The 22,107-nt window shown below is 65.3% G+C and carries 19 protein-coding genes; 11 read left to right on the top strand and 8 right to left on the bottom strand.

Going from position 1 to position 22,107, the window contains the following annotated elements; genetic code table 11:
- The first annotated feature begins 33 nt into the window (after positions 1-33).
- Together QX132_RS03255 and QX132_RS03250 are read left to right on the top strand one after the other, a co-directional pair.
- Positions 34-435: a helix-turn-helix domain-containing protein gene (locus tag QX132_RS03255; RefSeq protein ID WP_315705390.1), complete on the top strand. Its 402-nt coding sequence runs from the start codon at positions 34-36 to the stop codon at positions 433-435.
- On the top strand, positions 432-1,289 hold the full coding sequence (locus QX132_RS03250) for an IS3 family transposase (protein ID WP_315757083.1): 858 nt from the start codon (positions 432-434) through the stop codon (positions 1,287-1,289). Before QX132_RS03255 ends, QX132_RS03250 begins: the two co-directional genes overlap by 4 nt.
- Before the next feature lie 499 nt (positions 1,290-1,788).
- Here QX132_RS03250 and QX132_RS03245 read toward each other — a convergent pair whose 3' ends face one another.
- The 6 genes from QX132_RS03245 to secG all read right to left on the bottom strand — a co-directional run bounded on the left by QX132_RS03245 (position 1,789) and on the right by secG (position 8,100).
- On the bottom strand, positions 1,789-2,070 hold the full coding sequence (locus tag QX132_RS03245; RefSeq protein WP_315738196.1) for a YrhB domain-containing protein: 282 nt from the start codon (positions 2,068-2,070) through the stop codon (positions 1,789-1,791).
- Positions 2,071-3,188: 1,118 nt separating this feature from the next.
- Positions 3,189-4,400: an MFS transporter gene (locus tag QX132_RS03240; RefSeq protein WP_316160059.1), complete on the bottom strand. Its 1,212-nt coding sequence runs from the start codon at positions 4,398-4,400 to the stop codon at positions 3,189-3,191.
- A complete protein-coding gene (kdsA, locus tag QX132_RS03235; RefSeq protein ID WP_316160057.1) occupies positions 4,400-5,263 on the bottom strand; it encodes a 3-deoxy-8-phosphooctulonate synthase in 864 nt (287 codons plus the stop codon). Before kdsA ends, QX132_RS03240 begins: the two co-directional genes overlap by 1 nt.
- A gap of 129 nt (positions 5,264-5,392) precedes the next feature.
- Positions 5,393-5,719, bottom strand: coding sequence for an NIPSNAP family protein (locus tag QX132_RS03230; protein ID WP_316160055.1), 327 nt, complete (start codon positions 5,717-5,719; stop codon positions 5,393-5,395).
- A gap of 198 nt (positions 5,720-5,917) precedes the next feature.
- Positions 5,918-7,549, bottom strand: a complete 1,632-nt coding sequence (locus tag QX132_RS03225; RefSeq protein ID WP_316160054.1) for a CTP synthase — start codon at positions 7,547-7,549, stop codon at positions 5,918-5,920.
- Positions 7,550-7,716: 167 nt separating this feature from the next.
- Positions 7,717-8,100 carry a preprotein translocase subunit SecG gene (secG, locus tag QX132_RS03220; RefSeq protein WP_315738200.1) on the bottom strand — a complete coding sequence of 128 codons (384 nt, stop codon included), beginning with the start codon at positions 8,098-8,100 and terminating at the stop codon, positions 7,717-7,719.
- Between the two features lie 210 nt (positions 8,101-8,310).
- Here secG and QX132_RS03215 point away from each other — a divergent pair, with 210 nt between their 5' ends.
- Positions 8,311-8,877, top strand: coding sequence for an XRE family transcriptional regulator (locus tag QX132_RS03215; RefSeq protein WP_315756702.1), 567 nt, complete (start codon positions 8,311-8,313; stop codon positions 8,875-8,877).
- 2 nt (positions 8,878-8,879) lie between these two features.
- A complete protein-coding gene (locus tag QX132_RS03210; RefSeq protein WP_315810893.1) occupies positions 8,880-9,407 on the top strand; it encodes a GNAT family N-acetyltransferase in 528 nt (175 codons plus the stop codon).
- Positions 9,408-9,439: 32 nt separating this feature from the next.
- Here QX132_RS03210 and tpiA read toward each other — a convergent pair whose 3' ends face one another.
- Positions 9,440-10,195: a triose-phosphate isomerase gene (tpiA, locus tag QX132_RS03205; RefSeq protein WP_315775013.1), complete on the bottom strand. Its 756-nt coding sequence runs from the start codon at positions 10,193-10,195 to the stop codon at positions 9,440-9,442.
- 222 nt (positions 10,196-10,417) lie between these two features.
- Here tpiA and QX132_RS03200 point away from each other — a divergent pair, with 222 nt between their 5' ends.
- The 5 genes from QX132_RS03200 to QX132_RS03180 all read left to right on the top strand — a co-directional run bounded on the left by QX132_RS03200 (position 10,418) and on the right by QX132_RS03180 (position 17,560).
- Positions 10,418-12,331: a peptidylprolyl isomerase gene (locus tag QX132_RS03200; RefSeq protein ID WP_316160053.1), complete on the top strand. Its 1,914-nt coding sequence runs from the start codon at positions 10,418-10,420 to the stop codon at positions 12,329-12,331.
- Positions 12,332-12,351: 20 nt separating this feature from the next.
- On the top strand, positions 12,352-13,365 hold the full coding sequence (gene trpD / locus QX132_RS03195) for an anthranilate phosphoribosyltransferase (RefSeq protein ID WP_316160052.1): 1,014 nt from the start codon (positions 12,352-12,354) through the stop codon (positions 13,363-13,365).
- Between the two features lie 15 nt (positions 13,366-13,380).
- Positions 13,381-14,199: an indole-3-glycerol phosphate synthase TrpC gene (gene trpC / locus QX132_RS03190; protein WP_315810890.1), complete on the top strand. Its 819-nt coding sequence runs from the start codon at positions 13,381-13,383 to the stop codon at positions 14,197-14,199.
- A gap of 2 nt (positions 14,200-14,201) precedes the next feature.
- Positions 14,202-14,696, top strand: coding sequence for a cyclic pyranopterin monophosphate synthase MoaC (gene moaC / locus QX132_RS03185; protein WP_316160051.1), 495 nt, complete (start codon positions 14,202-14,204; stop codon positions 14,694-14,696).
- A gap of 152 nt (positions 14,697-14,848) precedes the next feature.
- Entirely contained in the window at positions 14,849-17,560 is a 2,712-nt protein-coding gene (locus QX132_RS03180) for an EAL domain-containing protein (protein WP_315780175.1), read from the top strand.
- A gap of 250 nt (positions 17,561-17,810) precedes the next feature.
- Here QX132_RS03180 and QX132_RS03175 read toward each other — a convergent pair whose 3' ends face one another.
- Complete coding sequence (locus QX132_RS03175; RefSeq protein ID WP_315738209.1) at positions 17,811-19,145, bottom strand: S41 family peptidase; 1,335 nt, start codon at positions 19,143-19,145, stop codon at positions 17,811-17,813.
- Positions 19,146-19,565: 420 nt separating this feature from the next.
- Between QX132_RS03175 and QX132_RS03170 the strand changes: the two genes are divergently transcribed.
- Together QX132_RS03170 and QX132_RS03165 are read left to right on the top strand one after the other, a co-directional pair.
- Positions 19,566-20,702 carry an alpha-hydroxy acid oxidase gene (locus QX132_RS03170; protein WP_315798417.1) on the top strand — a complete coding sequence of 379 codons (1,137 nt, stop codon included), beginning with the start codon at positions 19,566-19,568 and terminating at the stop codon, positions 20,700-20,702.
- 45 nt (positions 20,703-20,747) lie between these two features.
- Positions 20,748-21,377 carry an HAD family phosphatase gene (locus QX132_RS03165; RefSeq protein ID WP_316160049.1) on the top strand — a complete coding sequence of 210 codons (630 nt, stop codon included), beginning with the start codon at positions 20,748-20,750 and terminating at the stop codon, positions 21,375-21,377.
- Positions 21,378-22,107 lie beyond the last annotated feature (730 nt).

The raw sequence follows: 22,107 nt of genomic DNA, 5'->3' as shown, positions 1-22,107 counted from the left end.
TAATTTCTGTGACAGGCATTTCGAGGATGACCTGTGGCAGCAAGAGGGAAGAACCGTCAGTTTCCGACGGCTTACAAACTGAAGGCGATCAAGCGCGTCGAGCGAGGCGAAGGCGTTCTGCCTGTGGCTCGCGAGCTTGGGATATCTCGCAAGATCCTGCATGACTGGATCAAGGCCTGGAAGGCGCAAGGACCCGAGGGATTGAACCGCAAGCGAGGGCCGAAGCCCGGCCCCCGGAAGCTCAAAGCTACGGCAACCTATGACGACAAGCGGTCTGCGCTGACGCGCGCAAATGCTCGCATCGCCGAACTCGAACGGCTTGTCGGCCGTCAGCAGATGGATCTCGATTTTTTTCGGCAAGCCTTGCGCGCATTGGAGCGGCCGGCAGCGCAAGGCGGACCCGCACCCGCATCATCGAAGTCATCCAAGCCATGACATCGGAGGCAACGGAGTCCCACGCCGACGTGCAACGGCTCTGCGGTCTGGCCGGCCTGCCACGCGCGACCTATTACCGGCATCTCAACAAACGCAGTCGTGAGACTGCCGACTGCGAGCTGCGCGACCAGATCCAACGCATTTGCCTGAAGCATCCGTTCTACGGCTACCGGCGCGTGACGGCCACCATCCGACGTAAAGGCATGGTCGTTAATGCTAAGAAGGTGCTCAGGCTCATGCGCGAGGACAATCTTCTCGCACAGCGCAAGGCGCCATTCCTGAAGCCGCCTGCAGAGCGACCAAGGGACATCGTCGTGGTGCCCAATCTGGTGCGCGGCCTGGTGCCGTCCGCTCCCGATCAGATCTGGGTCGCAGACATCACCTACGTCCATCTCGCCACGACCTTCGCCTACCTCGCGGTCATCCTCGATGCCTTCTCGCGCAAGGCGGTTGGCTGGGCCTTCGAGAACACGCTCAATGCCTCGCTCGCGATTGCAGCATTGAACAAGGCCATCGAGGCCCGCAAGCCGCAACGCAGCAGCCTGATCCACCATTCCGACCGCGGCGTGCAATACGCGTCAATCGCCTATCGCCAAATATTAGCGGATCGCGACATCACGATCAGCATGAGCAGGCCGGGCAACCCCTTCGACAACGCCAAGGCTGAGAGCTTCATGAAGACGCTCAAGGCCGAGGAGGTCAACGGCAAGGCGTTCTCCGACATAAGAGACGCTCGCCGCCGGATCGATAGCTTCATTGCGGATGTCTACAACAAGGAGCGCCTGCACTCGGCGCTCGGCTATCGATCGCCTATTGAGTTCGAAGCCGCGTTCGCGCAAAACAAGGCACGATAGTCGTCGTGGCTACCCCACTGTCACAGAAATTATCGTGTCTCACTTAAGGGGTGCAGTCCAGCAATGTCACCGTATTTCGTAGCACCAGTAGAGCCACGTCGCAGGCGGAGTCGAGCTCGATGCGCCCGATCCGCTGGCCTCGGTTTGCATTCCCGGTGCAGGCGCGGCCCTTGATCTGGATACGAACGGGTCCGTTCGGACTTTGGCGAACGGCGTCATACCCAGCGGTACGCGCCAAGACCGAGGCATTCTGCGGCGGCGAACTCGGCGATCTCACCGGTGACGCCCAGGGGCTTACCTGTAGGGCATAGTACTCGGCCGCCAGGGGGCAGACGGCGGCCAGGATTGCACGAACGCATGCGGCAGCGTCTGCGTTGCTGGGCGAGATATCGGCGGAAGAACAACCTTCGGTTGTCATTCCGCCATCCTGCAAGAAGATTTGGCAGGAGCAAAGACGTATTTCCGGCAGTTCTCTTCTAGAGCGACGATCAAACCCGTCTCAATTTTCTGCAAGCACCAGCTTCAGCCCTTCCTGCCACGACAGGTAGGTAGGCAAATTTCGGAGCTTGCCGTCCCGATCTATGAAGATGGGAGCGTTTCCGGCAAGCGAATACTGAAACTCGTCCGTCTCTTGATGCAACTTTGAGTCATAAAAGAAGACCCATCCTTGCTCCACATTTTTCGTGGCCTCTTCAAGAACCACCAACTCGCATCCAGCCACTTGCTCCAGTTCCGCGACGTGTCTGGCGGCCAACTCTCTCGCTTCGTCGAAAGAAACCATCCGTGAGTCCTCAAACACCATACAAACTGGCAGACTTATACCCGCTCGTTGTGGGCATTACGAACAAGTCAGACAGTGTTTCGGGAAAAGGTAGCCTGCGCCTGTGTGGCCTCACTGATACTCATCTATTTGGCTTGGTACTTTTCAGTTGAGCAGGCCTTCCTGGGTCTCAGCCCTGTACCGCACCACTGAATGAATCTTCTCCCGCCCGCGAGCCTATGGCCACTGAGTCGCCCGACGGGCACGCTCCCGTTCGACCTTCTCAGTCGACGCAACCATCAAACCGCTGCCCCGAAAGCCAGTTTGTGCCGCGCTTTCAAGCCGATCACCGCTCTCAGACATCCCGCTAAAAATATTCCACTTTCGCTTTATCGGAATTTGTGATTGACTATCACCATCCCGTCTCGATCAGAGGGGCGCTTCGCGGTCGTCACGGACGTTGAGGCGGGATGCGGTGGGCGTGTCGGGTCGCAGCGTGATCACTCATGCGGACGAACGATTCTGATGCGCCGGCGAAATCGTATGGTCCTGGCCTCCCGACGCTGAGGCTACGCTGGCGGTGATGATGATCCGCCGGTCACGGGGGCAAGACAGCCCGGTCCCCGGGGAGAGTGCGTATAAGCCGCCCAACCATCGCGCGGGGAATGCCGGGATGACTCGGCTGAACCTGTGGTTCCTGCCGCCTGCATTTTTTTCCGCAGGCGGGCCATGGGGGCGGCCAGCTCCCGGCATTCCCCGTGCCCTCTCCTCGAGAAGAGGGCATGCCCAATGGCAAAGCTCGGACGCAGACGCGCCGCGAGACGGCGGCGGTGCGTCCCGCGGCCAACGAAAGCGCCGATATGTCTCAGCCGCGCATCTTCAGCATCGAGAGCGAGAAACGCCCTCGCCGCACTTTCCCAGGACCATCGCAGCTAACGATGGGCATTTTGCCCTCGCCCGTCTCCACGTCGTCATGCCCGGGCTTGTCCCGGGCATCCACGTCCTTCGCAGCGCGCCGAACGACGTGGATGGCCGGGACAAGCCCGGCCATGACGGAGCAACAAATTAGCAGGCGTTGCTGCCGCGACGGGACCATGTCTTCAGATGCAATGGGCCCGCGCCCGTGTCCGACATGGCCGTCAGCTGACCGCCGCATCCGCCGGCGGCCGCTGCCGCAGCAGCGCGGCGCAGGCGAAACCGAGGGCGACCATCATGATGGCGGCGATGAGCAAGGTCGGCTGCTTGCCGCCATGGACCAGGCCGAAGCCATAGGCGATCGGGCCGACCGTCTGGCCCATGAAGAAGAAGAACGAGTGCAGCGACATCGCGGTCGCGCGCGCCCCGATCGACAGCTCGCTGGCGAACACCTGCAGGCAGCCATGGATCATGTAGAAGCCCCAGCCCATCAGCAGCATGCAGCCGAACTGCAGCTTCCAGCCCGGGCCGAAGGCGAGCGCGGCGAGCTGCAGCCCGACCAGGGCAGCGCCCGTGATCATCATGCCCTTGACGCCGAGCCGCGGCAGGAAGTTCGACACCGTGAACGTGTAGAACAGGCCGCCGACCGCGAAGCCCGCGATGACGATGCCCGCGATCGACAGCGAGGTCTCGCCGAGATCGAACAGGAACGAGGCGATGAACGGAAACAGCCCGAACACGCAGCAGCCTTCGACGAACACCGCCGAGAAGCAGAAGCGCGAATTGGGGTTGGTGAAGATGGTGCGGTAGCCCTTCCTCAGCGCGGCGAGATCGGTGGTCGGCGCATGCGTGACCTTGGCGCCGCGAAAGCCTGCCGCCACCGCCAAGGAGGCGATCAGCCCGAGCGCGCCGAGGATCGCGAGCACGCCACGCCAGCCGATGAAATCGCCGATGATGCCGGATGCCGTCGCGCCGAGCAGGTTGCCCGCCATCGAGCCCGCGAGCGTGCGGCCGATCGCGACCTGCCGCTTGTCGGGCGCGACGAGATCGCTGGTCAGCCCAAGCGCCACCGGAAACACGCCGCCCGAGGCGATGCCCGCGAGGATGCGCGTCGCGAACAACAGCGGAAACGAGGTGGCGAGCGCGCCGAGCAGGCTGGCGACACCGAGCAGCGCCAGGCACAGCGTCATCAGCCGCGCCTTGCCGAACAGATCGGCGGCGGCGCCGATCGCCGGCTGGATCAATGCGTAGATCAGCGCATAGCCCGCGGCGATGCTCGCCGCCGTGGTGATGCTGATCGCGAAATCCTCGGCGACATGCGGCAGCACCGGATCGAGCGCCCGCGTCGACAGCGCCGCCGAGAAGCCTGCGAGGGCGATGATGTTCACCGCCGGCGGAAACTTCTGCCCCGCGGGCTTGGCGGCGGTCTGGTGCATCAGCGCCCGGCGTCCGCCGCCGGCGCCTTGGCGAGTGCGTCGAACGCCATCAGCGTTCGCAGCAGCCCCTCGAACTGCGCGAGCGGGACCATGTTCGGCCCATCGGAAGGCGAATGATCGGGATCCGGATGCGTCTCGATGAAGACGCCGGCCACGCCGACCGCCACCGCCGCGCGCGCCAGCACCGGCACGAATTCGCGCTCGCCGCCCGAGGACGTGCCCTTGCCGCCCGGCTGCTGCACGGAGTGGGTCGCATCGAAGACGACAGGCGCGCCGGTGGTGCGCGCCATGATCGGCAGCGCGCGCATGTCGGAGACCAGCGTGTTGTAGCCGAACGAGACGCCGCGCTCGGTGACCAGCACGTTGCGATTGCCGGAGCCCGTGATCTTGGCCACGACATTGGCCATGTCCCAGGGCGCCAGGAACTGGCCCTTCTTGACGTTAACGACCTTGCCGGTCGCCGCCGCCGCGAGCAGCAGATCGGTCTGCCGGCACAGGAACGCCGGAATCTGCAGCACGTCGACGGCCTGCGCCACCTCGGCACACTGGCCGGCGTCGTGCACGTCGGTCAGCACCGGCAGGCCGAGCGAAGAGCGGATCTCGGCGAAGATCGGCAGCGACTGCGCGAGCCCCAGGCCGCGTGCAGCAGAAGCCGAGGTGCGGTTGGCCTTGTCGAACGAGGTCTTGTAGACGAGACCGATGCCGAGCCGCGTCGCGATCTCCTTCAGCGCCGAGGCGACCTCGAGCGCATGCGCGCGGCTCTCGAGCTGGCACGGGCCGGCGATGACCGCGAGCGGCAGCTGATTGCCAAACTTGACGGAGCCGAGGTTGACGACCGGCGCGGCAGAGATCGAAGCGTTCACGACATCATCCTCTTGTGGGCGCGCGACCATGGCCCAGCGCTGGCTGCCGGATCAACCCGGCGCGTGCCCGCGAATAGCAGGGTTGCGGGGATGAGGCCATCCGCGCATCCCGGCTCCCGTGCAAGGGCCCTATTTCAACGCCGAGAACGCCGTCGGCACCAGGAACTGGCTGGTGATGTTGGCGACGATCTGGCCGTCCTCCTCGCTCTTGGCGCGCGCCGCGATCCAATCGGGATCGGTCATGAACTTGGTCCACTTGATCTCGCGCTCGGCGAGCGATTCCCAGGCCAGGAAATAGGTCAGGTCCTGGTTGGATTCGCCGATCAGGGTCGTGAAGAAGCCGACCGGCCGGATGCCGTGCTTCTCCCACAGCTTCAGCGTCGTGGTCTCGAAGCGCTTCAGCAGCGCCGGCAGCCGGCCTGGAATGCAGCGATAGATGCGGCTCTCGTAGATCATCTGATCCTCCCTGATCTTTTCTGGCTTCGCGCGATCGGGGAGCGTTGTCGCAACAATCGTCGCGGCCGTCAAAGGTCGCGTTGCGCACCTCGACCGTCATTGCGAGGAGCGTCAGCGACGAAGCAATCCAGAGTCCCGCCCGCGACTCTGGATTGCTTCGCTCCGCTCGCAATGACGGCACCTGGCGACAAAGGCCTGCTACACAAGCCGGCTCTGCACCACCGCGGCCTGAATGAAGGACGCGAACAAGGGATGCGGCTCGAACGGGCGCGACTTCAGCTCGGGATGGAATTGCACGCCAATGAACCAGGGATGGTCCTCGTATTCCACGATCTCCGGCAGCACGCCGTCCGGCGACAGGCCGGAGAACTTCAGACCGTGCTGCTCGAGCCGGTCCTTGTAGGCGGTGTTGACCTCGTAGCGGTGGCGATGGCGCTCGGAGATCTCGGTGGCGCCGCCATAGACCTCGGAGACGCGGCTGCCGCGCTTGAGCGCCGCAGGATAGGCGCCGAGCCGCATCGTGCCGCCGAGATCGCCGCTCTTGGAGCGCTTCTCCAGTTCGTTGCCGCGCAGCCATTCCGTCATCAGGCCGACGAGCGGCTCCGGCGTCGGGCCGAACTCGGTCGAGTTGGCCTCGGTGATGCCGACGAGATTGCGCGCCGCCTCGATCACCGCCATCTGCATGCCGAAGCAGATGCCGAAATACGGCACGTCACGCTCCCGGGCGAACCGCGCCGCGCGGATCTTGCCCTCGGCGCCGCGCTGGCCGAAGCCGCCGGGCACCAGGATGCCGTTGACGTGCTCGAGGAATGGCGCCGGGTCTTCGTTCTCGAACACCTCGCTCTCGATCCAGTCGAGCTTGACGCGGACCTTGTTGGCGATGCCGCCATGCGACAGCGCCTCGATCAGCGATTTGTAGGCGTCCTTCATGCCGGTATACTTGCCGACAATCGCGATCGTGACGTCGCCTTCCGGATTGCGGACGCGCTCGTTGATCGTGTGCCAGCTCGCCAGCGCCGGCGGCACCCGCAGCTCGATGCCGAACGCGGCCAGCACTTCGTCGTCGAGGCCGGCGGCATGATAGGCCTCCGGCACGGCATAGATGTTGTCGACGTCGCGCGCCTCGATGACGGCGCTTTCGCGCACGTTGCAGAACAGGCCGAGCTTGCGCCGTTCCTCCTTCGGGATCGGGCGGTCGGTGCGGCACAGCAGGATGTCCGGCTGGATGCCGATCGAGCGCAGCTCCTTGACCGAATGCTGCGTCGGCTTGGTCTTCAACTCGCCGGCGCTCGGAATGTAAGGCAGCAGCGTGAGATGGATATAGATCGCGTGATGGCGCGGCAGCTCGTTGCCGAGCTGCCGGATCGCCTCGAAGAACGGCAGGCCCTCGATGTCGCCGACGGTGCCGCCGATCTCGACCAGCACGAAATCGTACTCGTCATTCCCGGACAGGACGAAATCCTTGATCGCATTCGTCACGTGCGGGACGACCTGGATGGTCGCGCCGAGATAGTCGCCGCGCCGCTCCTTGGTCAGGATGTCCTGATAGATCCGGCCCGTGGTGATGTTGTCGGCCTTGGTCGCCGGCCGGCCGGTGAAGCGTTCGTAATGGCCGAGATCGAGATCGGTCTCGGCACCGTCGTCAGTCACGAACACTTCGCCGTGCTGATACGGCGACATCGTGCCGGGATCGAGGTTGAGATAGGGGTCGAGCTTGCGAAGCCGGACCTTGTAGCCGCGGGCCTGCAGCAGCGCGCCTAACGCGGCTGAAGCCAGACCCTTTCCGAGCGAGGAAACCACGCCGCCGGTGATGAAGATGTACCGCGCCATGGGACCCTACCTTTAATGCCGCGCGCTCGATTCGCCAAAACGAATCGCTTGCAGCCCGCAACCATGTCGCGGGCCTGTGGGTTACTTCAAAATATTAATGGTCTCAGGTACTTGAGACCGCCTCATGACGCAGGACGCCAATTGCGTTCCTGCATGGCTTGCCCGCGTTATTGCGACTGCGGGGCCTGCGGCGCAGCCGGAGCCGCGGGTGCCTGCTGCTCGTCGGCCTTCTTGAGCTGGTCGAGCACGCCGCCCGCGGTCGGCGCCACTGGGGTCGCTCCGCCTGACTGGGTCTGCCCCGGCAGGTTGTTGAGAATCGAGGTCGGCTTGCGATCCAGACCCGCGAGCCAAGTCAGCGCCAGGCTGGTGAGGAAGAAGAGGAGTGCCAGGATCGCGGTCGTGCGCGTTAGCAGGTTGGCCGTGCCGCGGCTCGACATGAAACCGGCGCCGCCGCCCATGCCAAGGCCACCGCCCTCGGATTTCTGCAACAGCACCGTACCGATCAGGACGGCGACAATCATGAGGTGGATGACGATCAAGACAGTCTGCATGGTGACCTTCCGTCACAAGCCCTCGCAGGCCCCGACCGGGGGCCGGGATCGCGAGAGCTTCGCGGGCTATTCGGAAATTTGCGCGGTGTTACACGATCATGTCGAGCAACGCCACCCCGCAGATAATCGCAACCGCGCTTCGCACAAGCGCCGACGTCGCCCTCCGGGTCGACACTTGCCGGCCGCTTCAATATCTATTATTAGAGACGAATGGATCAAATAGTAGACGACTTCAGCCAGAGGCTCGCCCGTCGCCTGCTGCTGGAACGGGACGGCCGTGGGTGGTCGCTGGCCGACCTCGCCGAACGCTCTGGCGTGTCGAAGGCGACCATCAGCAAGATCGAGCGTGCCGAAGTCAGCCCGACCGCGGTGATCCTGGTCAAGCTCGCAAGCGCTTTCGATCTCACGCTGGCCGGCCTGATGCTCCGAGCCGAAGCCCAGTCGGAGCGCCTGTCCAAGGCCGCCGAGCAGCCGGTCTGGCGCGACCCGGACACGGGCTACGTCAGGCGCCAGGTCTTTCTCAGGCCGGATCATCCGATCGAATTGGTGACCGTCGAGATGCCGGCGCACCGCAGCGTAACCTTGCCGGCCTCCTCCTACATCCACATCCGCCAGCTCCTCTGGGTTCAGAGCGGGCAATTGACCATCACGGAAGGCGCGGAACGCCACGTGCTCGGGCCGGGCGACTGCCTCGGCTTCGGCCCACCGATCGACACCACCTTTGCCAATGAGACCGACGCGCCCTGCGTCTACGTCGTCGCCCTTGCCAGGAGTTGAGAATGTCCCCGCCCCGAATCGCGGCCCTGTCAGATACGCCGGCAATCCGGGCTGCGCTTCGCGCAATGCTGATCGAAACGGTCGCCCATGGTGGCTCGGTCAGCTTCATGCACCCGCTTCGCGAGGAGGATGCCGACGCGTTCTGGCGGGAATCGCTGTCGGCCGCGGCGCGCGGCGAACGAGCCGTTCTTGGCGCCTTCGACGGCGAGGATGTGATCGCGACCGTGACGTTGCAGCTGAAGCTGCCGCCGAACCAGCCGCACCGCGCCGAGATCGCAAAGATGATGACACGCATCAGCCACCGCAAACGCGGAATCGCGACCGCGCTGCTCTGCGCGGCCGAAAACCTCGCCCGCGCGCATGGGCGGACGATGCTGGTCCTCGATACCGCCGAGGATGGGGGCGCCTCACGGCTTTATGAGAGCGTCGGCTTCCAGCTGAGCGGAACCATTCCGGACTATGCCTTGAAGCCCCATGGCGGCCTCACCGGCACGAAGATCTATTGGAAGCGAATCGAACAGGCGGACTGAAACGCCTGGCGCGTTTTCGCTCACGTCGCTTCTCAACAGCCCTTCGCAATGGCGAGAAAGTCCGAGGCTTTCAGGCTGGCGCCGCCGACCAGCGCGCCGTTGACATTCGCGACCGCCATCAGCTCGGCCGCATTGGAGGGCTTCACCGAGCCGCCATAGAGGATGCGCGTCCGCGCTCCCTCCTGCTTGAAGCGATCGATCAGCAGCTCTCTGATAAAGGCATGAATCTGCTCGACATCCTTGGCGGTCGGGGTCAGGCCGGTGCCGATCGCCCAGACCGGCTCATAGGCCACGACCAGGTTGTCGGCCCGTGAGCCCTGCGGCAGACTGAGGTTGAGCTGGCCGCGCAGGATGTCGAGCGTTTGCCCGGCATCGCGCTGCTGCTGGGTTTCGCCGACGCAAACGATCGCGACCAATCCGGCGCGCCACACCGCCTCAGTCTTCTGGTGCACCACAACATCGGTTTCGCCATGATCGGCGCGCCGTTCGGAATGGCCGACGATGATGGCGCTGGCGCCGGCATCGGCCAGCATCTCCGCCGAGATGTCCCCGGTATGGGCTCCCGACGCCTTGGGGTGGCAATCCTGGGCCCCGACCGCGATCGCGTGGGTGCCGCGTGCCCTCTCGGCAAAGCCTGCCACCAGAGTGGCGGGCGGACAGACCAGCAGATCGGCCTTGCCGGTGACCTCGGCGGCTCCGGCCAGCATGGCGTCGAACTCGGCGGTCGAGGCCTTCAGGCCGTTCATTTTCCAGTTGCCGGCGATCAGCGGCCGGATGCGGTCGGTCATGGCGGGATTCCAGCAAATGTTGTGACGGACATCGGCTAGCAGAGCCCTTCGACGAGCACCAGAGCGGGAGCCGTCTTCCCACCGCTTCAATCGGCCTCAGGGCCGAGGTTGCGACCGGGCGGCGGCCTCTTTATAAGCCGTTTCAACTCGGTGACGGCCTTTTGCGGAATCTGCTTTAAGGCGCGGCCTCTTCATCCTTTTTCCTGCAGACAGACTGGACCCATGCTTCGAGGATTACGCAAGGCCTCATCAAACTGGCTCGGCAAGACCATCATGGCGGTGGTCATGGGCGTTTTGATCGTCAGTTTCGGCATCTGGGGCATCGCCGACATCTTCCGCGGCTTCGGGCAGTCGACGGCTGCAACCGTGGGACGCACGGAGATCTCGGTCAACGAGTTCCGGCAGATCTATACCGACCGGCTGCAGCAGATCGGCCGCCAGCTCGGCCGTCCGCTGACCACCGAGCAGGCCCGCATGTTCGGGCTCGACCGCTCCGTTCTGCAGCAGACGATTGCGGAAGCCGCCCTCGACGAGCAGGCCCGCCGTCTCGGTCTCGCCCAGTCCGATGCGGAGACCATGCGGGTGATCCTCAGCGATCCCAACTTCAAGGGCCCGAACGGGGCGTTCGACCCGCAGCGTTTCCAGGCCATCATCCGCAATTTCGGCTTCACCGAGCAGCGCTATCTGGCTGACCAGCGCCGACAGTCGCTGCGGCGGCAGATCACCGGCACGATCGCGGCCGGGCTGGAGCCGTCCAACACGATGCTCGAGGCGCTCGGCCGCTTCCAGAACGAGCAGCGCTCGATCGATTACATCAAGCTCGACGCGGCGCAGGCCGGCACCATCGATGCGCCCTCGCCCGAGGTTCTCGCGTCCTATTTCGAAGAGCACAAAGCCCAGTTCAAGGCGCCGGAATATCGCAAGATCTCCTTCGTCGTGGTGACGCCCGAAGAGATCGGCAAGTGGACCGACGTATCTGACGAGGACGCCAGGAAGCTGTTCGACCAGCGCAAGGCGCTGATGGGCACGCCGGAGAAGCGCCAAGTCCAGCAGATGACCTTCTCCACCATAGAGGAGGCACAAGCGGCGCGCGCCCGGATCGCCGCGGGTGAAGTCACGTTCGACGAGCTCGCCAAGGAGCGCAACCTCAACCCAGCCGATCTCGATCTCGGTCTGGTGACGAAATCGGCGATTCTCGACCCTGTCGTTGCCGATACCGCCTTCTCGCTGCCGACCGGCGAGGTCAGCCAGCCGGTCAAGGGCGCGTTCAACGTGGCGCTGGTCAAGGTCAGCGCGATTCAGCCGGGCCAACAGCCGGAATATGAGAGCGTCGCTGCCGACATCAAGAAAGAGATCGCAGCCGACCGCGCCAAGTCGCAAGTCGCCAATCTTCGCGACAAGATGGAAGACGAGCGCGGCGGTGGCGCCAGCGTGTCAGAGGCCGCCAAGAAGCTCGGTCTCAATGCCGTCACGCTCGAAGCGGTCGACAGGTCCGGCAAGCAACCCAACGGCCAGCCCGTTTCGAACATCCCGCTTGGCCTAGATGTCGTTGCGCAGGCCTTCAACAGCGACGTCGGTGTCGACAACGAGCCGATCTCGTTCCGCGGCGGCTCTGTCTGGTTCGAGGTTCTCGGCATCACCCCGCCGCGCGATCGCCCCCTCGACGAGGTCAAGGATCAGGTCGCCGCGCGCTGGCGCGACGACGAGGTCGCAGCCAAGCTGCGCGCGAAGGCCACCGAACTGGTCAAGAAGCTCAACGAGGGCGGCAAGCTCGCCGACGAGGCGGCATCGCTCGGCGTGAAGGTCGAGACGGCCAGCGCGTTCAAGCGCGACGCCTCGGTTCCCGGCGTCCCCACCGGAGCGATCACCGCCGCATTCCGCACGGCGAAGGACGGCGTCGGCCAGACCGAGGCTGATGGCGGCCGGCAGTGGATTGTGTTCCGTGTCACCGACATCATCGAGCCGAAGGTCGACCTCGCGTCCGAAGACACCAAGAAGCTGAAGGACCAGTTGCAGCGCGCGCTCGCCGACGAGCAAGGCACGGCCTATGTCATGAAGCTCGAGAAGGACATCGGGACGACGATCAACGAGGCTGCCGTGGCCCAGGTGGTCGGCGGCGGCAGCAGCAACCAATGACGGATCGCTAGGGGCACGCGATGGACGATCTCAAGTCGATCATTGGCAAGGTGGCGACCGGCGCGCCGCTGTCCCGCGAGGAGGCGGCGTCCGCCTTCGACAGCATGATGTCGGGCGAGGCGACGCCGTCGCAGATGGGCGCGCTGCTGATGGCGCTGCGTGTGCGCGGCGAGACGGTCGAGGAGATCACCGGCGCCGTCAGCGTGATGCGGGCGAAGATGCTGCGCGTCGACGCGCCGGCGAGCGCGGTCGACATCGTCGGCACCGGCGGTGACGGCTCTGGCTCGGTCAACGTCTCGACCTGCGCCTCCTTCATCGTGGCCGGCGCCGGCGTGCCGGTCGCCAAGCACGGCAACCGCGCGCTGTCGTCGCGCTCGGGCGCAGCCGATGTGCTCGCCGCGCTCGGCGTCAAGATCGATCTGAAGCCCGACCAGGTCGGACGCTGCGTGCGTGAGGCCGGCATCGGCTTCATGTTCGCGCCCGCGCATCATCCGGCGATGAAGAACGTCGGTCCGACCCGGGTCGAGCTCGCCACTCGCACGATCTTCAATCTGCTCGGTCCCCTGTCCAATCCGGCCGGCGTCAGGCGCCAGATGGTCGGCGTGTTTTCGCGGCAATGGGTGGAGCCGTTGGCACAGGTGCTGAAGAATCTTGGCTCGGAAGCCGCCTGGGTCGTGCACGGCTCCGACGGGCTCGACGAGATCACCTTGACCGGCCCGACCTTCGTCGCCGCCCTGGAGGACGGCCATATCCGTACCTTCGAGGTCTCGCCCGAGGAGGCCGGGCTTGGCCTGTGCGGCAGCGATGGTCTGAAGGGCGGTGACGCGGCGGCCAACGCCGTGGCGCTGCAGAGTGTGCTCGATGGCCTGCCGAGTCCCTATCGCGATGTGGCCCTGCTGAACGCCGCGGCGGCGCTGGTCGTTTCCGGCCGCGCCAAGACGCTGAAGGAAGGCGTCGCAATCGGCCGGGATTCGCTCGACAGCGGCGCCGCAGCGGCGCGGCTGAAGCAGCTGATCGACGTCTCGAACGACTGATCTGCGGAGCGCGCCATGTCGGATATCCTGGCCAAGATCGAAGCCTATAAGCGCGAGGAGATCGCGGCCGCCAAGCGGGCGTGCCCGCTGTCGGATCTCGAGGCGCGAGCGCGTGATGCCTCAGCGCCGCGCGGCTTCGTCGCGGCGATCCGAGCCAAGCATGCGAACGGCGACTACGCGCTGATCGCGGAGGTGAAGAAGGCTTCACCGTCGAAGGGGTTGATCCGCGCCGATTTCGATCCGCCTGTTCTCGCCAGGGCCTATGAGGCCGGCGGCGCGGCCTGCCTCTCGGTGCTGACCGACACGCCGTCGTTCCAGGGCCATCTGGACTTCATGGTCGCCGCACGCGCCGCGACCGCCCTGCCCGTGCTGCGCAAGGACTTCATGTTCGACACCTATCAGGTGGTCGAGGCTCGCGCTCATGGCGCCGACTGCATCCTGATCATCATGGCCGCGCTCGACGACGCCGCGGCTGCGGAGATCGAGGCCGCCGCGCTCGCCCACGGCATGGATGTGCTGATCGAGATCCATGATCGCGCCGAGCTCGATCGCGCGCTGAAGCTGCGCTCGCCGATGATCGGCATCAACAACCGCAACCTGCGCACCTTCGAGACCACGCTGGCGACCTCCGAGACGCTGGCGCCGCTGGTCCCGAAGGAGCGTCTGCTGGTCGGCGAGAGCGGCATCTTCACGCCGGCCGATCTCGCGCGCCTGGCGCGCGTCGGCATCCAGACCTTCCTGGTCGGCGAGAGCCTGATGCGGCAGGCGGACGTCACGGCGGCGACCCGCGCGTTGCTCGCGCGCGATGCCGCCTCCGCCAGCGCGGCTGAGTGACAATGTCCGACAAGTCACTCGGCGCTCCCGCCCTCACCCACATCGATGCTCGTGGCGAAGCCCGCATGGTCGACGTGTCGGACAAGGCTGCAACGGAGCGCACGGCAACAGCCGAAGGCCGCGTGGTGATGAGTCCCGCGACGCTCGAGCTCATCATCTCCGGCAACGCCAAGAAGGGCGACGTACTCGGCACGGCCCGCATTGCCGGCATCATGGCCGCCAAGCGCACATCCGAGCTCATTCCGCTGTGCCACCCGCTGGCGCTCTCCAAGGTCACCGTCGACATCACCCCCGACGCTGCGCTGCCCGGCTGCATCGTCAGTGCAACCGTCAAGGTCACCGGGCCGACCGGCGTCGAGATGGAAGCCCTGACGGCCGTGTCCGTCGCCTGCCTGACGATCTACGACATGATCAAGGCCGCCGAGCGCGGCGTGCGCATCGAAGGTATCCGTTTGACCGAGAAGATCGGCGGCAAGTCCGGGCATTATCGCGCCTGAAGGTATTGGAAAACCAAATACAACTTCGAATTAATTGTTCGCTAACTCAACTTCCTAACCTCACTTCCATAGCGGGCCTATAGCAATGGTTGTGGGAGGGACATCGTAGCGGTTCCATCCCGAAGCGCCTATCGCAAGCGTATTCAGGACCGATGACGACCAACGCTAGTCCACGGAATGCCCTCAGAGCTTCGACCGACCGCGGTGGACCGATCCGCTGGCTGGTCGGCGGAGGCCTCGTGCTTATTGCAGCCATCGCGATCGGCACGACCATCATGGCCGACAGTTTCCGGGAACGCGCGCTGAACAGCGCGACGCGCGAGCTGGAGAACACCGTCCTTCTACTGGCGCGTCATTTCGATCAGCAGATGGAGGATCTCGGCGCGATCCAGCGCGATCTCGCCAACTACGTCCGACAGAACCATATCGACACCGGCGCCCGCTTCAAGGAGCAGATGGGAAGCGCCGCCGTCAATGCCATGCTGAAGGACAAGCTGAGCGCGGTGACCTATGTCGGCGGTCTGAACATCTTCGACTCCGACGGCAACCTGATCAACTCCGGAGCGACCTGGCCGGTGCCGCCCGTCAATATTGCCGATCGCACCTTTTTCAAGCGGCTGAAAGCCGATCCGACCGCGCCGCAATTGCTGATCGAACCGGTCGTGGGCCGGATCACCGGCACATATGTCGCGGTCATCGCCCTGAAGCTGACCAGTCCCAACGGCGAGTTCCTGGGCATCATCGGCCGCAGCCTCGAACCCATCAATGTCGAGCGGTTCTTCGCCTCCGTCGCGCTCGGGCCCGACGCGGCGATCTCGATGATGCATCGCGACGGAACCCTTCTGGCCCGCCATCCACGCCACGAGGGCATGCAGAACCAGAACTACAAGAGCGCGCCGATCTTCCGCCAGATCCTGGCCGGCGATGGCAACACCACGGGCATTTTCAGCAGCCCCGTCGACGGCGAGCACCGCATCGGCGCGTCGCACCGGCTGACGAGCTATCCCTTGATCGTGACCGCGACGACGACGGTCTCGGCGGCGCTCGCCGACTGGCGCGAGCAGATGCGCTTCCTGATCGCCGTCGGCGTGACCTCGGTGCTGCTGATCGCCGGCATGCTCTACGTCGTGGTGCGCCGGTTGATCAGCGACCACGACGCCTCCAGCCGCCGCTTGACGCTGGAGAAGGAACGGCTCGACAAGGCCGTCAACAACATGACCCAGGGCCTCCTGCTGTTCGACGCATCGGAGCGCCTGGTCATCAGCAACCAGCGCTACGTCGACATGTACGGCCTGTCTGCCGACGTCGTGAAACCAGGCTGCACGTTCCGCGAGTTGATCGCGCACCGCAAGGCGACCGGCTCGCTCGCGGGCGACGACGGCGAATATGCCGATGCGGTGCTGCGCGACATCGGCCGCAAGACCTCGCAGATCATCGAGACCACGGACGGTCGCTGGATCCAGATCGTCAACGAGCCGATCGCGGGCGGCGGCTGGCTCGCCACCCACGAGGACATTACCGAGCGCAAACGGTCCGAGGAGCAGATCACGCATCTGGCGCACTATGATGCCCTGACGGATCTGCCGAACCGCACCCTGTTTCACGAGCGCCTCAAGGAGGAGCTGACCGGCGTCCTCCAAGGCCGGCGCCTCGCGCTGCACTACATCGACATCGACGAGTTCAAGGGCGTCAACGATTCGCTCGGCCACCTCGTCGGCGACGAGCTGTTGAAATCCGTCGCGGCGAGCCTGAGCACCTGTGTCGGCACCACGGGATTCGTCGCCCGCCTCGGCGGCGACGAGTTCGCCGTGGTTCAGACGGCCATCCGCAACCGCGAGGACGTCGAACAGCTGATCGAGGATATTCTCAGCGCGATCCGCGCCCCGCGCTACTGCCTCGGCCATCAGCTCACCGCCGACGCCTCGATCGGCGTGGCGCTGATCCCCGAGCACGGCACCGATCTCGACCAGATCATGAAGAATGCCGATCTGGCGATGTACGCCGCCAAGGCCGCGGGACGGCGCACCTGGCGCTTCTTCGAGCCCGAGATGGACGCCCAGGTCAAGGCGCGCCACCAGCTCGAGGTCGACCTGCGCCAGGCCATCGCCGACGATCGGCTCGAGGTCTACTACCAGCCTTGTCTGAGCCTGCAGGACGACCGCATCGTCGGCTGCGAGGCGCTGGTGCGCTGGAAGCATCCGACCCGCGGCACCGTCTCGCCGGCCGAGTTCATTCCGATCGCCGAGGACACGGGCCTCATCAACCTGCTCGGCGAACGCGTCCTTCAGGTCGCCTGTACCGAGGCTGTGAGCTGGCCGGACGACATCCGGCTCGCCGTCAACGTCTCGCCGGTGCAGTTCAAGAGCGGCACCCTGGCGCTCAAGGTCGCGAATGCGCTTGCGACCTCCGGCCTGCCGCCGCATCGGCTGGAGCTCGAGATCACGGAAGCGGTGCTGATCCGCGACGACGACGCGCTCGACACCCTGCACCAGTTGCGCGCGCTCGGCGTCCGTATCGCGCTCGACGATTTCGGCACCGGCTATTCGAGCCTCAGCTACCTCCAGCGCATTCCGTTCGACAAGATCAAGATCGACCGCTGCTTCGTCCAGGACATCACCGAGAGTGAGGGCTCCGCGGCGATCGTCCAGGCCGTGGTCAACATCGCCGCCATCCGCAAGATGTCGACGACCGCCGAGGGCGTCGAGACCGAGGCGCAGCGCCAGGTGCTGAAGCGGCTCGGCTGCTCGGAGATGCAGGGCTATCTGTTCAGCCCTCCGAAGCCCGCAGCCGACGTGGGGCAATTGTTCGCCGCGCAGCGCGCCAATCCCTCAACCGGCCGCCATTCGCGCCCCAACGCCGCGTGAGCCAGTTCCGAACCGATAAATACCGTTGCAATTTGAGGCTTTTCCACAAGCCAAACTCAAACCCTACCAACCAGTCGTCCCGTCCGCCGCTTGAAGTCCACGGCTCCGCCATGATCTACGGGACACAGACGGACATACTCCGTGTCCGCTTGTACACGCTGGTCGAAAACCACGGCGGGACGGCCTCAGGGCCGCCCCGTCGGGTGTGAGCATCGGGCGCCGCAAGGCGCGCACCCGCCCACTTCGCAGATCAGTTCGGCACCGCCGCCTTGGCTCGGACGTCGGCATTCACGGTGACGCCGCGCAGCACGTTGAAGGCGGCGTGCAGCGCCTTGTCGTCCTTCTCGTCCGGCGGAACGTAGGACTGCGAGCCGGTCTGCTCGGTGCCGTCGGGCGCCGAGAGATGGCCGCGCATGCCGGCCTCACCCTTGAGATCGCCGCGATCCTTCAGCTCGTCCGGCACGTCCTGCTTGACCTCGATGTCCGGCGCGATGCCCTGCGCCTGGATCGAGCGTCCCGACGGCGTGTAGTAGCGCGCCGTGGTCAGCGCCAGCGCGCCATTGCCGGCGCCAAGCGGAATGATGGTCTGCACGGAACCCTTGCCGAACGAGCGCGTGCCGACCAGGGTTGCACGCTTGTGATCGTGCAGCGCGCCCGCCACGATCTCCGACGCCGAGGCCGAGCCGCCGTTGATCAGCACCACGAGCGGCTTGCCCTTGGTGAGATCGCCGCCGCGTGCGGTGAAGCGCTGCGTCTCCTCAGGATTGCGGCCGCGGGTCGAAACCACCTCGCCTCGCGAGAGGAACGTGCTGGAGACCGACACCGCCTGATCGAGCAGGCCGCCCGGATTGTTGCGCAAGTCGACCACGTAGCCGGCGAGCTTCTCCTGCGGAATGTCCTTGGAGATGCTGGCGACGGCCTTGCGCAGGCTCTCGGTGGTCTGCTCGTTGAAGGATGTGATGCGGATATAGCCGATGTCGCCGCCTTCGGTGTGATAGCGCACCGGGCGCACCTTGATGATCTCGCGCGTCAGCGTAACGTCGAGCGGTGCGTCCTTGCCCTTGCGCATGATGGTGAGCTTGGTCTTGGTGTTGACGCCGCCCTTCATCTTGGCGACGGCCTGCTCGAGCGTCAGTCCCTGCACCGCCTCGCCGTCGATCTTGGCGATGAGATCGCCCGAGAGAACGCCGGCCTTGGACGCGGGCGTGTCATCGATCGGCGCGACGACCTTGACCAGGCCCTCCTCCATGGTGACCTCGAGACCGAGTCCGCCGAACTCGCCGGATGTGGTCTCCTGCATGTCGCGCCAGGACTTGTCGTTCATGTAGCGCGAATGCGGATCGAGCGAGGACACCATGCCGTTGATGGCGCCTTCGATCAGCGCGGGATCGCTCGGCTTCTCGACATAGTCGGCGCGAACACGCTCGAACACCGCGCCGAACAGATTGAGCTGCGAATAGGTGTCGGCCATGCCGGCCGCGGCCTTGGCCTTGGCAACGAGTTGCGCGCCGTCGGGACCCGTGACCATCAGGGTCAGCCCGACGCCGGTCATCGTGCCCGCCAAGAACAGCCAGTTTTTCCGCATTGTTTGCTTCCCGAGCGTTTGTTGGATGGCCGGCCGATCAAATGGTCCGCACGCATCGCCGGCGCGATTTATGTTGCGAACACACACCACATTTCCGGTTTCTTCAAGGCCGATATTGCGCCGCCGTACCGGGGCCCGACCGCCGGCGCTCGCATCCGAAATGGACGTTCACAGGCTGAAATCAAGCTCAAGGCTGCGCCGGCGCCGGGCCCGGCTGAACATACTCCGTCTTTCCCGGACACCCATGATCACAATTCGACGAGCCGTGTACCACGCCGCGATTTGATGGCCTGGGCCTGCGGGGCGCCGCTCCCTGCGCGCGCCCGGGAAGCTCGAGTTCGGAATGGCTTGCTCCCGGCCCGCTCGATGGGCAATGCTCCGCGGCAAAACCGCAAGCATGACAGTCGCCGGGAGGCAAACATGAACCAACGGACCCCGATCGAGGCCGGGTGGCGGAACGTCGAACTCGGCTCGAGCGACGAGAAGTTCCAGAACCTGCACGAGCTCATCCGCAAGGCGCGCGCCCAGCTCAACCAGAACGCCTGGGACTACATCATCGGCGGGGCCGAAACCGAGACCACGCTGCGTCGGAACCGGATGGCGCTCGACGAGATCGCGTTCCGTCCGCGCGTGCTGCGCGACGTGTCCAGGGTCGATGCCTCGGTCGAAACTTTCGGACGCAAGCTGCGCCTGCCGGTGGTCATGGCCCCGGTCGGTGCGCTCGAAATCTTCGATCCGGCAGGGGCGGCCAGCGTGGCCCGTGGGGCGGGCCGATTCGGAGCGGCGCACATGCTGAGCTCGGTGTCGGAACCCGGGCTGGAGAAGACCGCCGAGGCCGCGCCCGACGCGCTGCGAATCTTCCAGCTCTATGTCCGCGGCGACGACGCCTTCGTCGAGGACTATGTGAGCCGGGCGGTCGCCAACAGCTACACCGCGTTCTGCCTGACCGTCGACACCGCCCATTACAGCCGGCGCGAGCGCGACATCGCCAAGCGCTACGTCCGCGAAAGCCGGCTGCGCGCGACCGGCGGCGACCACCAGAAGGCGCTGAGCTGGCACACCGTCAAGCTGATCAAGGACAAGTTCAAGCTGCCGCTGATCATCAAGGGCATCGCGACCGCCGAGGACGCGCAGATTGCGGTCGATCACGGCGTCGACTGGATCTACGTCTCCAACCATGGCGGCCGCCAGCTCGACCATGGCCGCGGAGCCATGCATGTGCTGCCGGAGATCGTCGCCGCCGTGAAGAGCCGGGCAAAGATCATGGTCGACGGCGGCTTCTGCCGCGGCACCGACATCGTCAAGGCGATCGCCTCCGGCGCCGACCTCGTCGGCATCGGCCGGCTGCAATGCTGGGCGCTCGCCGCGGCCGGCGAGGACGGCATCCTGCGCATGCTCGAGCTGCTGGAGGACGAGGTCATCCGCGCGCTCGGCCTGCTCGGCGTCACCTCGTTCGCCGAGCTCAACGGCTCCTACCTGCATCCGGCAACCGCCACCAACCAGCCGAGCGTCGTCAGCGCGTTTCCGCTGGTCGACATCGAGCCCTACCGTTATTGAGGCGGAGGCCCTTCCGTTCAACGCCAGCCATCGACGCCCCCCTCCATGCCCTCCTCCGCTCTCCGCCCCGGCGACGCCGACGCGCTGCTGTTCGATCTCGGCCGCGTCGTCATCGACATCGATTTCGTCCAGGTCGTCTCGCGCTGGGCCGCGCATGCCGGCTGCGCGCCGGAGCATCTCGCCGCGCGCTTCGTGCGCGACGAGATCTACCACGGGCATGAGCGCGGCACGGTCTCCGACGCCGACTTCTTCGCCAACCTGCGCCGGCAGCTCGGCATCGACATCACCGACGCGCAGTTTCTCGAGGGCTGGAACGCGATCTTCGTCGGTCCGATGCCCGGCATCGCCCCGCTGCTCGCACGCGCGGCGGAGAAACTGCCGCTCTATGCCTTCTCCAATACCAACCAGCCGCACATCGATCACTTCTCGCCGCGCTACGCCGACCTGCTTGGTCACTTTCGCGAGATCTTCCTGTCGTCGTCGATCGGCCTGCGAAAGCCGGATGCCGAGGCGTATGATCACGTCGTGCAGGCGATCGACGTGCCCGCCGGGCGCATCCTGTTCTTCGACGACCTCGCTGAAAACATCGACGGCGCGCGGGCCAGCGGGCTGCAGGCGGTGCTGGTGCGCTCGACGGACGACATCGCCGCGGCGCTGGAGGCGCTCGGGATCTGATCGCATCGCGCAAGGGTGCGTCATGGCCAGCGGCGTGACGTTCTGAAAGGCTGCGCTCGCAATGACGGTGCCCACTCATGCAAGATTGTTTTCGCGACACGATGTGCCCGAGCTTTGCTGCTCTCATCTCACCCTCCTCCAATCGGAGGGCGCAGGGAATGCCGGGCTGCTGGCCGCAACCCATGGCCCGCCTGCAGAAAAAAAGCAGGCGGCAGTCACCACAGGTCCAGCCGACATCCGGCATTCCCTGCGCGATGGTCTTCACGTTTATACGCGATCTCCCCGGTGCCCGGCTTGTTGGCCACCGTCGCCGTCGGGATCATCATCACCCGCCGGCTTGGCATCAGCTTCGGGATGCCAGGACCACGCGACTTCACGTCCGCGCCATGCCGTTCGTCCGCGCGCCATCAGGGCACGCTGCGACACGTCGCGGCCACCGCATCCCGCGCTCCACGTCCGTGACGATCGCGAAGCGCCCCTCCTGTCGAGCACGGGACCAAATCAGCATAGCAGACTTTTCCGAAAAAGCGAATCCTAAAATCGACCGCCGGCAAGGGAGCGATCCGGCCCGTCTCCCGCCACATCCGCTGGTCGCAGACGGCCCGACCGCCTAAGCTGTCCGCTCTGCACGCCCCCGCGGCCCGGAAGAACCGAATGCCCCTCGACATCATCTGTTTGCGTGATCGGCCCGACCTGATCCCGCGCGTGTTCTCGCCCGAGCTGGATGCCA

It is taken from the genome of Bradyrhizobium sp. SZCCHNRI20481, assembly GCF_032485055.1.
GTDB lineage: Bacteria > Pseudomonadota > Alphaproteobacteria > Rhizobiales > Xanthobacteraceae > Bradyrhizobium.
This window is presented reverse-complemented; position numbering and strand designations above follow the sequence as displayed.

Excerpts from the sequence above, each read along its gene's own strand:
- QX132_RS03250 (WP_315757083.1), top strand. The coding sequence starts at position 432 with ATGACATCGGAGGCAACGGAGTCCCACGCCGACGTGCAACGGCTCTGC.
- QX132_RS03245 (WP_315738196.1), bottom strand. The coding sequence starts at position 2,070 with ATGGTTTCTTTCGACGAAGCGAGAGAGTTGGCCGCCAGACACGTCGCG.
- QX132_RS03240 (WP_316160059.1), bottom strand. The coding sequence starts at position 4,400 with ATGCACCAGACCGCCGCCAAGCCCGCGGGGCAGAAGTTTCCGCCGGCG.
- QX132_RS03230 (WP_316160055.1), bottom strand. The coding sequence starts at position 5,719 with ATGATCTACGAGAGCCGCATCTATCGCTGCATTCCAGGCCGGCTGCCG.
- QX132_RS03225 (WP_316160054.1), bottom strand. The coding sequence starts at position 7,549 with ATGGCGCGGTACATCTTCATCACCGGCGGCGTGGTTTCCTCGCTCGGA.
- secG (WP_315738200.1), bottom strand. The coding sequence starts at position 8,100 with ATGCAGACTGTCTTGATCGTCATCCACCTCATGATTGTCGCCGTCCTG.
- QX132_RS03215 (WP_315756702.1), top strand. The coding sequence starts at position 8,311 with ATGGATCAAATAGTAGACGACTTCAGCCAGAGGCTCGCCCGTCGCCTG.
- QX132_RS03210 (WP_315810893.1), top strand. The coding sequence starts at position 8,880 with ATGTCCCCGCCCCGAATCGCGGCCCTGTCAGATACGCCGGCAATCCGG.
- tpiA (WP_315775013.1), bottom strand. The coding sequence starts at position 10,195 with ATGACCGACCGCATCCGGCCGCTGATCGCCGGCAACTGGAAAATGAAC.
- QX132_RS03200 (WP_316160053.1), top strand. The coding sequence starts at position 10,418 with ATGCTTCGAGGATTACGCAAGGCCTCATCAAACTGGCTCGGCAAGACC.
- trpD (WP_316160052.1), top strand. The coding sequence starts at position 12,352 with ATGGACGATCTCAAGTCGATCATTGGCAAGGTGGCGACCGGCGCGCCG.
- trpC (WP_315810890.1), top strand. The coding sequence starts at position 13,381 with ATGTCGGATATCCTGGCCAAGATCGAAGCCTATAAGCGCGAGGAGATC.
- moaC (WP_316160051.1), top strand. The coding sequence starts at position 14,202 with ATGTCCGACAAGTCACTCGGCGCTCCCGCCCTCACCCACATCGATGCT.
- QX132_RS03180 (WP_315780175.1), top strand. The coding sequence starts at position 14,849 with ATGACGACCAACGCTAGTCCACGGAATGCCCTCAGAGCTTCGACCGAC.
- QX132_RS03175 (WP_315738209.1), bottom strand. The coding sequence starts at position 19,145 with ATGCGGAAAAACTGGCTGTTCTTGGCGGGCACGATGACCGGCGTCGGG.
- QX132_RS03170 (WP_315798417.1), top strand. The coding sequence starts at position 19,566 with ATGAACCAACGGACCCCGATCGAGGCCGGGTGGCGGAACGTCGAACTC.
- QX132_RS03165 (WP_316160049.1), top strand. The coding sequence starts at position 20,748 with ATGCCCTCCTCCGCTCTCCGCCCCGGCGACGCCGACGCGCTGCTGTTC.